9 protein-coding genes are annotated in these 13,239 nt (G+C 65.5%); 4 read left to right on the top strand and 5 right to left on the bottom strand.

Annotated elements, in window-relative coordinates:
• Positions 1-40: 40 nt before the first annotated feature.
• From nagZ to V6Z91_RS14565, 3 genes are all read left to right on the top strand, one after another.
• Complete coding sequence (gene nagZ / locus V6Z91_RS14575; RefSeq protein ID WP_338771489.1) at positions 41-1,534, top strand: beta-N-acetylhexosaminidase; 1,494 nt, start codon at positions 41-43, stop codon at positions 1,532-1,534.
• A 19-nt stretch (positions 1,535-1,553) separates the two neighbouring features.
• Positions 1,554-2,861, top strand: coding sequence for an MFS transporter (locus V6Z91_RS14570; RefSeq protein ID WP_338771487.1), 1,308 nt, complete (start codon positions 1,554-1,556; stop codon positions 2,859-2,861).
• 144 nt (positions 2,862-3,005) lie between these two features.
• Positions 3,006-4,310 (top strand): hypothetical protein, encoded by a 1,305-nt coding sequence (locus V6Z91_RS14565; RefSeq protein WP_338771486.1) that lies wholly within the window; start codon positions 3,006-3,008, stop codon positions 4,308-4,310.
• A 374-nt stretch (positions 4,311-4,684) separates the two neighbouring features.
• Here V6Z91_RS14565 and V6Z91_RS14560 read toward each other — a convergent pair whose 3' ends face one another.
• From V6Z91_RS14560 to V6Z91_RS14545, 4 genes are all read right to left on the bottom strand, one after another.
• On the bottom strand, positions 4,685-5,710 hold the full coding sequence (locus tag V6Z91_RS14560) for an IS110 family transposase (RefSeq protein ID WP_338760468.1): 1,026 nt from the start codon (positions 5,708-5,710) through the stop codon (positions 4,685-4,687).
• A gap of 136 nt (positions 5,711-5,846) precedes the next feature.
• On the bottom strand, positions 5,847-6,833 hold the full coding sequence (locus V6Z91_RS14555; protein WP_338771484.1) for a glycosyl hydrolase: 987 nt from the start codon (positions 6,831-6,833) through the stop codon (positions 5,847-5,849).
• Positions 6,830-7,579 (bottom strand): cupin-like domain-containing protein, encoded by a 750-nt coding sequence (locus tag V6Z91_RS14550; RefSeq protein ID WP_338771482.1) that lies wholly within the window; start codon positions 7,577-7,579, stop codon positions 6,830-6,832. Before V6Z91_RS14550 ends, V6Z91_RS14555 begins: the two co-directional genes overlap by 4 nt.
• A gap of 141 nt (positions 7,580-7,720) precedes the next feature.
• Entirely contained in the window at positions 7,721-10,525 is a 2,805-nt protein-coding gene (locus V6Z91_RS14545; protein WP_338771480.1) for a TonB-dependent receptor, read from the bottom strand.
• Positions 10,526-10,904: 379 nt separating this feature from the next.
• On the opposite strand from V6Z91_RS14545, the gene V6Z91_RS14540 reads away from it, so the two are divergent.
• The gene (locus tag V6Z91_RS14540; RefSeq protein WP_338771478.1) at positions 10,905-11,642 is read left to right on the top strand and encodes a GntR family transcriptional regulator; all 738 of its coding nucleotides are present in this window, start codon (positions 10,905-10,907) and stop codon (positions 11,640-11,642) included.
• Positions 11,643-11,799: 157 nt separating this feature from the next.
• Here the strand turns inward: V6Z91_RS14540 and V6Z91_RS14535 are convergent, their stop codons facing one another.
• Complete coding sequence (locus V6Z91_RS14535) at positions 11,800-13,236, bottom strand: serine hydrolase (protein ID WP_338771475.1); 1,437 nt, start codon at positions 13,234-13,236, stop codon at positions 11,800-11,802.
• Positions 13,237-13,239 lie beyond the last annotated feature (3 nt).

Below are 13,239 nucleotides of genomic sequence, written 5' to 3'. Positions count from 1 at the left end.
GCCTGTCCGGCGCCGGGCATGCCATCACATGGAGCTGTGAATGAACGAACGACATCAGGAGCTGCGCAAGCTCGCCGGCCAACTCATCATGATCCGCTTTCCCGGCACCGAGCTCGATGCCGCCACGGCCCACTTTCTGCGCACGAACGGCATTCGCGCCGTGTGCCTGTTCCGCGGGAACATGAGCGACCAGGCGCAGCTGTCGAAGCTGACGGCCGACCTGCGCGCCGTGCTGGGCCCCGAGGCGCTGATCGCCATCGACCAGGAAGGCGGCGCCGTGGTGCGCTCGACCTGGGTGCCGGCACCGCCGGCCGCGATGGGCCTGGGCGCCGCCGACGATACCGAGCTCGCGCGCCGCACCGGCGCCGCCGTGGCCCGCGCCGTGAAGGCGCTGGGCTTCAACTGGAATTTCGCGCCCGTGCTGGACTTGAACAACAACCCGCACAACCCGGTGATCGCCGAGCGCTCGTTCGGCGCCGAACCGCGCCGGGCGGCCGAGCTGGCGATGGCGTGGATGGCCGGCAGCGAGGCGGAAGGCATTGCCTGCTGCGTGAAGCACTTCCCCGGCCATGGCGACACCAGCGTGGATTCGCACCGCGACCTGCCCACCGTCGACAAGCCGCGCAGCGAGCTGGAAGCATTCGAGCTGGCCCCGTTCCGCATCGCCGCGCCGGCGGCGCCGGCCGTGATGACGGCGCACATCGTCTACCCCGCCATCGACGCCGACAACCCGGCCACCATGTCGCCGGCGATCCTGGACGGCATCCTGCGGCGCGAATGGCGCTACGACGGCGTGATCATCACCGATGGCATGGACATGCACGCGATCGCCGGCCGCTACGGCGCGGGCAACGCGGCCGTGCGCGCGCTGGCCGCCGGCGCCGACATGGTGATGGCGCTGGGGACGCCGCAAACGCAGGACGAGACGCTGGACGCCATCGCACATGCCATCGCCGACGGCACCATCGCCCGGCAGCAGGTCGACGCGCGGCTCGCGCGCCTGTCGGCACTGGCGAACAAGTACCCGGTCGCGCCACGCGGCTACGCGGAGGAGGAGGCCGACCGGGCGGTGATGGCCGAAGGCTGGCGCCGCGCGCTGACGAGCCGCGGCAATCCGCAACGGCCGGCCCCGGGCAGCAAGGTGCGCCTCGTGGCGCGTGCCGATGTCGTCAGCGATGGCGTGTCGGAAGCGGGCGTACCGGCGGCCAGGGTGGCCGAGTCGCTGCGCCGCCTGTTCGATGTGGAGCTCGTCACGTTCGCCGATGCCGAGCGCTTCGACTGGTCGGCGCTGCCTGCCGATGGCCGCTACACGATCCTGGCATCGACCTCGCGGTTGCGCTACGGGCCGCATGCGCGCGCCACCTGGCGGCCGGACTTGCACGTGGCGCTATGGAACCCCTACCAGGCGCTCGACATCGCCGCGCCGGCACTGATGACCTACGGCTTCGCCGCGCCGGCCCTCGATGCCGTCAACGCGTGGCTGGCAGGCGAACTGGAAGCGCAAGGTACCTGCCCGGTGCCTGGTTTTGCATAACCGCCAACCGGGAGAGACGATGGAGACCAGCGCACGCCGGCCGCAGTTCTGGGTGCCCACGCTGTATTTCGCCCAGGGCCTGCCCTACTTCGCGGTCGCGCTGATCGCCGGCCTGATGTTCAAGAGCCTGGGCGTGGCCAACGAGGATATCGCGCACTGGACGGCCTATATCGGCACGGCGTGGATCTTCAAGCCGCTGTGGAGCCCCTTCCTGGAACTGGCGCCCAGCAAGAAGGCGGTGGTCGTCACCTTCCAGCTGCTGGGTGGGGCCTGCCTGGGCCTGGTGGCGCTGGCCCTGCACCTGCCGATGTGGCTGGCCGCCAGCGTGGCGATGCTGGGCCTGGTGGCAATCAGCTCGGCCACGCACGATATCGCCTGCGACGGCCTGTACATTGCCAGCCTCACGAAGAAGCAGCAGGCGCAGTATGCCGGCTGGACCGGCACCTTCTTCAATGCCGGCCGTTTCATCTCGCTGGGCGGCCTCGTGATCCTGGCCGGCCAGCTGGAGAAGACGCAGGGCGTGACGAATGCCTGGACGATCATCTTCCTCATCCTGGCCGGCACGATGATCGGGCTGGGCCTCTACCACGCGGCGGCACTGCCCGCCGCGCCCAATCCGCGGGGCAGCGACCACACGGCGGCCGGCGTCGCCCGCACGCTGCGCGAGGTGATCGTCGACTACCTGAACAAGCCGGGCATCTGGGTATCGATCCTGTTCATCATCCTGTTCCGCGCCGGCGAAGCGCAGGTGCAGACGATCGGCCCGCTGTTCCTGCGCGATGCCGTCGAGAAGGGCGGCCTGGGCCTGTCCACCGCCGAGGTGGGGATCGTGTATGGCACCTCGGGCACGGTGGCCTTCATCGTCGGCTCGATCGCCGGCGGCTATTTCACATCGTGGCTGGGGCTGCGCCGCGCGATCCTGCCGCTGATCCTGGCCGTGAACCTGCCCAATCTCGTGTTCTGGTACCTGTCCACCTGGCATCCGCACGACCTGGTGATCGTCGGCGCCGCGCTGTCCGCCGAAATGTTCGGCTACGGCTTCGGCTTCGTGGGGATCATCCTCTACATGATGCAGGTGGTCGCCCCCGGCAAGTACACGACGGCCCACTACGCCTTCTCGACCGGCATCATGCAGTTGGGCTTCGTGCTGTTCAAATGGATCAGCGGCGATATCCAGGCGGCGCTGGGCTACCAGCGCTTCTTCGTGTGGGTACTGGTGGCGGCGATCCCCGTGGCCGTGCTGTCGCAGTTCATTCCAATGGAATCCCGGGTGGCGGAGGACGCCGAACCGGCGGCTGGCGAGCAACCGGAGCTGGCTGCCCGATGAGGATTTGATTGCGGTACCAATGGCGCGCCATGCCCTTCCGTAGTATCTTTACGCGACGTCACCATTGCGTAAATTGAAACCCTAACCTTATTGAAATTTATGGGACAATAAGTGTTTGTCCCTTGATTGAAGGATTTTTTCATCATGCCCCAGTTCCGTCTCGCCCGCATCAGCCTCCTGCTGGCTGCCATCGGCCTGAACGCCGCTTTCGCCCTGCCCGCCGCGGCTTTCGCCCAAGACAAGCCCGCAGCCCAGGCCGAAGCACCGAAGGACACCGTGCGTCCCGAGCTGTTCAAGCTGGTCGATCCGGCGCAGATCAAGCCGCTGATGGATGCCAAGAATTACGACGAAGTGAAAAACCGCCTGGCCCAGGCCGACGCGCTGCCGAACAAGACCGTGTACGAAGATTTCGTGCTGAACCGCATGCGCATCTCGCTGGCCTCGGCCACGAATGACAGCGCCACGCTGACGACGGCACTGGAAGCCGTGATCAATTCCGGCAAGCTCCAGCCGACCGAGCAGCGCGACTTCGTGCAGGCGCTGGCCACCCAGTACTACAACAACAAGGATTACCCGAAGGCCATCACCTGGTTCAACCGCTACCAGACCGAAACCGGCGATACCAAGGTCCGTCCGTACATCATCAAGGCCCACTACTTCAACAACGACTTCGCCACCGCGAAGACCGAGCTACTGAAGGACCTGGACGCGCACCAGAAGGCCGGCACCACCCCGAAGCTGGAAGAGCTGCAACTGCTGGCCAACTCCGGCGCCAAGACGAAGGACCAGGCGACCTACCTGGTAGCCCTGGAAAACCTGGTGCGCTACTACCCGAACGACGACTACTGGCTCGACCTGCTGAGCCGCACCCAGGGCAAGGCAAGCTACTCGAACCGCTTCGCGCTGGACGTGCTGCGCCTGGAAAAGGTGGCCGTGTCGAAGATGTCGGCGGAAGAGTACACGGCACTGGCCGAACTGGCCCTGCTGGCCGGCCAGCCGATCGAAGCGAAACAGGCGCTGGACGCCGGCTTCGCCAACGGCGTGCTGGGCACCGGCAACAAGGCCGGCGAACACAAGAAGCTGCGCGCGCAGGCCGACAAGCAGGCCGCCGACGACACGAAGAACATCGGCACCGGCGAAGCCTCGGCCCGCAAGTCGAAGAACGGCACCGGCCTCGTCAACCTGGGCTATGCGTACGTCACGCTGGGCCAGTACGACAAGGGCATCGCCCTGATCCAGGAAGGCATCGCCAAGGGCGGCCTGCAGAACGCGGAAGACGCCAAGCTGCGCCTGGGCTACTCGTATGCGCTGGCCGGCCGCAAGGACGACGCCATCAAGACGCTGCAGTCCGTCACCGGCGCCGACGGCCGTGCCGACCTGGCGCGCTACTGGATCATGTGGGTAAACCGCCCGGCCGGCGGCACCGCACAGGCACAGGCTGCCCAGTAATCCACGCTGCACCAGCGACAAAGCGGGAACGGCCGACGGCCCTTCCCGCTTTTTTCATGCCTGCGTCCGCCGAGGTGTCGTACATGGACGCCCCCGGTATGCCAAGCTTTCTTTTCGTGATGGTTTGTAGGTAAAGATTGCACCCGTACATTCGGACTTTGATGTGGCTGATGCCACTGTCCCTGATGGGATTTGCTGGTCGACGCCCCCTCGGTTTAACGCACTCAAGGTGCTTGGTGTCGCGCGGGCTAAGCCGACCACGGTCTTACCTGGTTTGCCATCACTTCTTGATCGCTTGTGCAATCGGTGGAATGTACTGCTCCGCTTCCAAAAAACTGTCCGCTACCCTCCGCGAAGGCCCTCAGCCGAGCCGATTACGCGGCAGCGTAATCGGCTCGGAACTCTCTGTCATGAGCCAATAGGGCCCAGACAGTCCTTGCATTCTTGTTGGCCAATGCTACTGCCGCAACGTTCTTGTGCCGTCGCCCAAGCAGTGAGTGAAGCCAGCCGCTCTTGCTTGGATCCTTTTTGACTGCATGCTGGATCACCGCTCGGGCTCCATGAATGAGCAAAGTACGCAGGTACGTATCGCCCCTTTTGCTGATGCCCAGAAGATTTGTGCGACCGCCTGTCGAATGCTGCTTGGGTACTAGGCCGATCCACGCTGCGAGTTGCCTGCCATTGGCGAAGTTCCTCGCGTTACCGATCGCCGCGACCAAAGCGCTGGCTGTGATCGGTCCTATGCCGGGTATCTTCTCCAACCGTTTGGACATCGGGTTCGAGCGGTGCCATTTCAGAATTTCCAGCTCGAATTCGTTGACTCTTCTATCCAGCACCTTCAAGTGATCGAGAAGTTCCAGAATGGTCTGGCGAAAAATGCCGGGCAACTCATCCTTCGCTTCGTCGAGCAGTGCCGGTACTCGCTCCCTGAGCACGGCCAAACCCTTCGGGACAACGAGGCCAAACTCCGCCAGCAGGCCGCGAATCTGGTTGGCCTGAGCAGTACGCTGCTTGACGAACCCACTACGCGCCGTGTGAACAGCGATAATCGCCTGCTGCTCAATAGTCTTGATCGGCACAAAGCGCATGTTTGGCCTTTGCACTGCCTCGCAGATTGCCTCGGCATCGGCTGCATCGTGCTTGTTGGTCTTCACGTATGGCTTGACGAACTGCGGAGCTATCAGCTTGACCGTGTGGCCCAGGCTCTGCAACTGCCGTGCCCAGTAATGCGCGCTGCCACACGCCTCCATCCCAATTAGACACGGCGGCATGTTAGAGAAAAACCTCATCACCTTGCCACGCCGGAGCTGGCATCGCATCTCGACCTTGCCGCTCGCATTAACGCCATGGAATTGGAAAACTTCCTTTGCCAGATCCATACTGCATGTCGTAATCTTCATGGTGACGCCCCTCTCTGGTTAAGTGAAACTTCGACAGCTCCACTTTGGCACATCGATGCCGTCTCAGGGTGGGGGCGTCCATCCCATTGGTTTTCCCCAGCGCTCGCCACAAACCTGTCGTGCCGGCGCAGGCCCCTCAGCGCTCGCCACGAAGGCCAGCCCTGAACGCCCGCTCGAACGCCCCCTCCTCCCCCGCCATCCCGCTGCACCGGTCACTCGCTCCCTTCACGGCCACCTTGCACGGCCGGTCCCGATCCAGCGACCACCAATGCAGCCCGGCCAGTCCCATCTCCCTCACCGCCGCGCCCACCATGCGCGCATCGTCCAGCGTGAAGTCGTTCAAGGGCATGTCGTTCACGCCGATCATCGGCGTCACCTCGATCTGTGCCAGGGCAATGCCGTATTTCTCGTGCACGTTGCGCACCGCCTGCACGGCCGACTTGCCCATGTCGCACGCGGCGCCGCGCAGCACGCAGGCATCGGCGGCGGGTGGGCCGTAGTCCATCACCATCAGGTTGAACGTCCAGTCGCGCAAGGTGCTGGCGCGCACCGCCGCGAGGATCGTCTCGCCCAGCGCGTTCAAGCTGCGCCGGCTACCGTCCGACGCGGCATGGGTGGCGACGGTGAACGAGAAGCGCAATTGCGGGCGCCGCTTCTGCGCGTTGGCGGCGCGCCGCACCAGCGAGGCGATCTGCTCCTTCGTCTGGCCGGCCTCGATATCGAAATCGATGCCGGCCAGGTGCGGCGAATCGTAGCGGGCGATGAAGCGTTCCATGCCTTCGTCCGTGGCGCAGGTGAACATGCCACCCTGCCCGCCCGTGGAGATCACGTAGTCGACGCCCGCTTGCGCGAACGCCGCCACATTGGCTTGCGCCACCTGGGTGCCCGTCTGTTCGCGCCAGGCCTCGCTGCCGCATTCGCCTGTGGCGAACGCCCACGTCAGGGCGGCCGGCTTGCCGGCAACGTAGGGCCTGGCGTCGCGCGCGCCGATCGCATGGTCAGGCGCGCGGTTCAGCGGCAGGAATTTGTAGGGGCTGACGACGACGCGCGGCGCGGCCAGCACGGCCGGTCCGCACAGCGCCAGCAAGGCTGTCGCCGCGATCATCGTGGCGGTCTTCTTCATCTTGCCTCCAGGGCTTGAGCCAGCACCTGGGCCTTTGTCAGGCCGCCGGCCGCCGGCGCGCTCCACCAGTAGTTGACCATGGTGTTCAGCACGCCGATCGATTCGACGTGATGCCACCACAGCGAGGGAATGTACAGCGCGTCGCCGGGTTCGAGCTCGGCGACGATGGCGTGCTTCAGCGCTTCCCTGAACCGCGGGAAGCGGGCGAAATCAGGCGTGCGGAACGACACGAGGCTGATCGGCGTGGGCGTGGGCGCGAAGTCCAGCGGGCCGAGACACAGGTTCGCCACCTGCTCGGGCGGAAACAGCGTGAAGCGCCGCCGCCCGCTGACGACGCAGGCGAGGTTGTGCGATTCGTCGAAATGCGCCGGCGTGATGACCTCGTTGCCGAGCCACAGGCGCGGCGCCACCGACGGCTCCAGGACCGGCGCGCGGTTTTCGTCCGCAAACCCTGGCAGCACGTCCGCCAGCAATGCACTCTGCATGGCCACCGCCGGCGCCACCGGAAACTGCGAATAGCGCGCCACCTGCTCGATCACCGCCGCCACCGTGCGTTTGCTGCGCACGAAGTTGAAGCCCTTCATGTCCGGCGAGTAGAACAGCCGGCCTTGCGCTTGCGGCGGCATCAGCACCGTGTCCGCCACCCCGCCGCGCTCGAACCCCAGCAGGTAGCGGCACAGCGCCTCCGGCGACTGTCGCGCGTGCGCCACGGCCGGCCAGTGACCGACGTGTCCGCGCAACACCACTGGCCGCTGCTCAGCTCGTACAGCAAGCCAGTGATCGGCAGACAAGTCTTTGATTTCTCTGCAAAAAACCATATCGCGGTGTTGCACCAAAACAGTGTTGTAAAAAATCGGGGACTGTCCCCGATCTTTTACAACGGTCGGTCAGTACTTGAAGCGCAGGCCGGCGTAGTACTGGGCGCCGTTGGCATAGAAGCGGGCGGGCTGGTCCTTGTTGTACACGTAGTTCTTCAGGATCGGCTCGTTCAGGTTCTGGCCGCTCATCGTCAGCGTGATGTTCTTCGTGATGTTCCAGTTCAGCGAGGCCGACAGCTGACCGGTGTCGTCCTGGTACAGGGGCGTGCCGCGGTCCTGCGCGGCCAGGTAGGCCGAGCGCCAGGCGTAGCCGATGCGGAAGTTGAACCGCTCGTTCTCGAAGTAGGCGCCGATGTTGGCCGTCGTCTTCGAGGCGCCCAGCATGTCGCAGGGGTCGGACGAGGTCACGGTCTGCGTCGCCGGGCAGCTGCCGAACTCCTGCTTCGAGTCCGACAGCGTGACGTTGCCATCCACGCCGAAGCCGGCACCCAGCGGCATCTGCAGCGCCAGCTCGATGCCCTTCACGCTCGCGTCCACATTGACCGGGGACGTGATCGTGTAGGTCGCGAACACGGGCTGGCCGGACTGTTGCGAGGCGCGGCTGTCGATGAACGTGCCGGTGCTGGTGCCGTAGCCCACGTAGTTGTGCAGGTCCATGTAGAACACGCCCACCGACGCCAACGCGCGCGGTGCGAAGTACCACTGCAAGGTGGCATCGAGGTTGTTCGACAGCGTGGGTTTCAGGGCCGCGTTGCCGCCGTTGCCGGTATGGGTTTCATCCGTCAGCGACACGGTGCCGCCCAGTGCGCCGAAGTCCGGCCGCGTCATCGTGCGCGAGGCGCCGAAACGCGCCACCAGGTCGCTGCGCAGGTCGAAGCGCAGGTTCAGGCTGGGCAGGATCTCGGTATGGTTGTTCTCGATGCGCGTCTGCTGCACGAAGCCGCCCCACGGGAAAGCCGGCAGGTTTCCGCCCGGCAGCTGGTTGGGCAGGATCTGGTAGCCGTTCGATTCGCCCTCGGTGCGCACCACGCGCACGCCCACGTTGCCGCTCCAGCCCTCGCCTTCCATTTCGGTGGCGACGTAGGCGGCCTTGGTTTTCTCCGTCAGGTTGAACATGTCGGGATAGTAGATGCGCTCGGGGCTGCGGTTCGAGTGCTCGTTGCCCCAGGCCTGCAGAATGGCCGGATCGAGTTCCCACACGTTTTTCGGGAAGTCGCCGCCGAGGTCCTTGCCGAAGTCGCCAGGATACGTGTTGCCGTTCCAGGCCGGGTTCGTGTTGGCGGTGCCCGGTTCGGTATTGGCCCAGTTCGGGCCCTGCGAGATCGCGAAGTTGCTGCGCTTGTGATCCGTGCCGCGCAGGCCGAACTTGATTTCCCTGAAGGTGTCGTTGTCGAGGCGGAAGGCGGCGTCGATCTGGCCGTAGGTCTCCTCGTCGGACGTGGTGGCGGGGCTGTAGCCGAACACCCAATCCAGCACCGTGCCCGTGAAGACGGACGTGTCGATGCTGGGGAACTTGACGGTGGCCGGCGAGCCCAGCCCGTTCAGCTGGTAGCTCACGCCCGAGTTGTTCACGTCGCCCTCGTACACGCCCTGCGACGGCGTGGCGCCCGTGCCCTTCGTCTTGCCGATCAGGCCCGACAGCGTGAGCTTCTCGTTGACGCGCCATTTGCCGTTCAGGTCGAGGAACTCCGATTTCGCATACGCGCCCTCGCGCACGATATCGTCGACGATGCCGTAGCGCAGCGGCGCCGCGGCGGTGCCCTTGTTGCTGTAGCTGACCGAGGTCAGCGTGCCGTTCCTCACCGTGTACGCATCCGGGATCACGTTGCCGCCGATGGTGCCGTTGGCGTTCATGTCCGTCATGTAGTTACGGTTGTAGTTCGACGCTTCCAGCTTCGAATTGAAGTAGGTGGCTTCCAGCGACAGGTCGCGCGACGGCTTCAGCTGCGCGGCGACCAGGCCACCCTTGCGGTGGCGCTCCTGCGTGAACAGCGAAGAGCCGATCAGCCGCGGGTACCACACATTGGCGAGGTCGGGCCGCGCCTGCGCCAGCGCGCTATTCGCGCCGATCTGCGTGTATTGCAGCAGCTCCTGGCCGTCGCGGCGCAGGCTGCGTTTTTCCGAGAAGCCCTGGATCATCACGCCGAAGGTGTTGGTGGCGTTCTTCCAGTTCACAAGGCCCGAGAACTGCGGATCGGTCTTCTCGGCCAGCGTGGAGTACACGGCCTGCACGGAGCCTTCCAGCGTGAGCGGCTCCTTGAAGTCGAGCGGGCGGCGCGTGATCACGTCGATCGAGCCGGCCGCGCCGCCTTCGATCATGTCGGCCGTCGGCGCCTTGCGCACGATGACCTGGCCGACGATTTCCGACGGCAGCAGCGAGTACGACGTGGTGCGGCCCACGGCACCGCCCACCTGGTCGAGGATGAACCAGTCGCCCGACGACACGGCATGGCCGTTGATCGTGGTCTGCGTCAGGCTGGGCGCCGTGCCGCGCAGGCTGACGCGGTCGTTCTCGTCGAAGCCCCCGGAACCGGCGGCCGAGGAGCTGATGTTCACGCCGGGCAGGCGCTGCAGCGAGTCGGCCACGTTCTTGTCCGGCATCTTGCCCACGTCTTCGGCGGTGATCACCTCGACGTTGGCAGCGGCGTTGCGCTTGACCGCCAGCGACTGCTGCAGCGCGGCGCGGATGCCGGTGACGATCACCCGCTCCGGTTCGGCCTGCGGGTTGTCCACCTGGCCCGCCTGGCCGGCGGCCTGCTGCGCCATGGCCGGCGCGGCCATGCCGAGCACGAGGATTGCCGCGGCGGCGGCCGCCGGCGTCAGGCGGTTAGCCGGGCGGTGCTTGTCTTGTTGTGCTGCGTGGATGCGCTTCATTTACTCCCCCTTGATGTTCGCCCGCCTGTGCCGGGCCGGTCCGTTTACTGATCCCTGGTGCCGCCGGGCTGCCGGTACGCCGCCGGCCGCGCGACTGCTTCTCCTACCATTACAAAACCAATTGAGCGCCAATATACCGCCAACCAATACCACAACACTACCAATTTCCTTCTTTTTTTCTAATGTTGTATTCGGAATACATACCACTTTGGCGAGAAAAGCGGGGAGATAGCGCTAGCTCCCCTAGCGCTTGAGGTAGAACAATGCGGACCGCTTTATGTATGGTCTTTTTTTGGTATTATCGACGCCGCCGTTGGCGCACCGCGCCCGGGCCGGGTCCACAGCCCGGTGATAGCGGTACATCGAGGGAGAGAATGACGTGAGCTCGCTGGCGGAAATCATGCGTGACATGGGGCAGACCAGTTTGCCCCTGTACCAGCAATTGCAGAGGGCACTGCGCGAAGCGATCGACCGGCGCATCTTCGGCCCCGAGGAGGCGTTGCCCGCGGAACGTCAGCTGGCGGCCGACCTGGCGATCTCGCGCATCACGGTGCGCAAGGCCATCGATGGCCTGGTGGACGAAGGCTTGCTGGTGCGCCGCCCCGGTTCCGGCAACTTCATCAACACCCGCATCGAAAAGAACTTCGCCAAGCTCACGTCGTTTTCGGAAGACATCCGCGCGCGCGGCCGCACGCCGCGCAGCGTGTGGCTGAAGCGTTCGGAAGGCACGGTGACGCCCGAGGAAGCGCTGCGCCTGCGGCTCTCGCCCGGCGCGCCAGTCTATCGCTTCAACCGCATCCGCTTCGCCGACGACGTGCCGATGTGCCTCGAATACGCAACCATCGTGGCCGGCGCCCTGCCCTCGCTGGACGCGGTCGGTGTCTCGATGTACGAGGCACTGGAGAGGACCGGCCACCGGCCGGTACGCGCGCTGCAGCGCCTGTCCGCGCTGCTGCTCAATGCCGAACAGGCGCAACTGCTGCAAACGCGCGAGGGCGACGCGGGCCTGGCCGTCGAACGCCTGGGCTTCCTGCGCGACGGCCGCGCAGTGGAATTCTGCCGCTCGATCTTCCGCGGCGATATGTACGACTTCGTGGCGGAACTGAGCACTCCCTAGTGTCCTGAGGCGAAAATTCTTTGACAAATAGCTTTGACGAGATCGGCCCGAGGCAAGGCGGAAAAGTCCGGCAAGGCGGGGGCCTTTCCGGGCATTTTCAACGCAGCATCGAGGCGATTCTCGTCGGATTTATTCAACGATTTTTTGGCTCAGGACACTAGGGCAGCGCGGCCTCCGGCGAGCGCTCGTGCACCCGCGTCTCCCGCTCGCCGCTGACGGTGAGCGACGTCACCTTGCCGCCCGCGTCCCGCTGGAACCGGACGGTCGCCAGCGTATCCCCCAACAGGAAGCCGTCGGTCCCGTAGTGCAGCAGCGGCCAGGGCGGCCTGCCGGTGCGTGCCATCGTCAGGCCGCCCCCTTCCCGGCGCACCGTGAGGCTGGTTTTCGCGTCGATCGGATAGGTACCCGCATACCCGTCCAGCGTGGCCGGATCGAGCTTCGCATTCGATGCGACGGGCAGCGGCTTGCCCGCGATGCTCATCGCCACGCGGCGCGTCAGGTTCTCGACGCGCACGCCGGAACCTCCGGCTTCGGCATTGCCGAGGATTGCCACGTACACGCGCTCCTCGGGGAGCCAAACGCCATCGGTGGCGAAACCGTTGATATTCCCGCCGTGGTACACCAGCAGCGTGCCATGCAGCTTGCCCACGAACCAGCCGTAACCATAAGGAGCGGCCTTGCCATCGGCCAGCGTATAGGCGGTGAAGGCGCGCCGCAGCGTCTCCGGCCGTACCAGCCTGCCTTCGAGGAGCGCTGACTGCCAGCGCGCCAGGTCGTCCACGTTCGAGACGAGCGCACCGGCCGCGTACGGCCAGGCCATGCTGAGCGGCTCGCTCGGCCGGACCTGTCCGTCGCGCACGCTGTAGCCTGTCACCGGCCGCAACGCGCTCGCCGTCCCTTCGTAGCCCGTGTGCGCCATGCCCAGCGGCCGGAAGATGCGCTCGTCGAGGAAGCGCGCGTAGGGTTGGCCGGACACTTTCTCGATGATCGCACCCAGCAGGAAGTAGCCGGAGTTGTTGTAGTCGAAGCGCGTCCCCGGCGCGAACTCGGGCGCGTCATCCTTGAAATAGGCGATGCCCTCGGCGACGCTGACATCCTTGCCCATCACGGTGCGGAAACCCGGCTTGCCCGTATAGCTGACGATGCCCGACGTGTGCGTGAGCAGGTGTTCGACCGTGACCCTGCGGCCATGCGTTGGATAGTCGGGCAGGAAGCGGGTGATGTCGTCGGTGAGCGCCAGCCTGCCCTCGTCGGCCAGCATCAGGATCCCGATGGCGGTGAACTGCTTGGTGATGGAGCCGAGGCGCAGTACCGCATCGGCGGCCAGCGGCTGCTTCTTTTCCACGTCGGCGGCGCCGTAGGCTTTACGGAACACCGTCTTGCCATCCTTCATGGCGATGACGGCGATGCCCGGGCCGTCGGGCTTGAAATGCGGCGCCAGCAGGGCGTCGACGGCGGCGGCGATGCCGGCTGGCGACCGCTGACTGGTCTCGACCGGCTCGGCCTGGGTGGCGGTGAAAGGCGCGTGCAGGAACAGCAGTGCTGAAGCGATAGCAACGGCGATGGGGACGGCGATGGCGGAATGTTGCGGCATGGC

It is taken from the genome of Massilia sp. METH4 (genome assembly GCF_037094685.1).
Taxonomy (GTDB): Bacteria; Pseudomonadota; Gammaproteobacteria; order Burkholderiales; family Burkholderiaceae_D; genus Rugamonas.
Note: the sequence above shows the minus strand (reverse complement) of the source record. Positions and strands in the feature narration are given on the sequence as shown.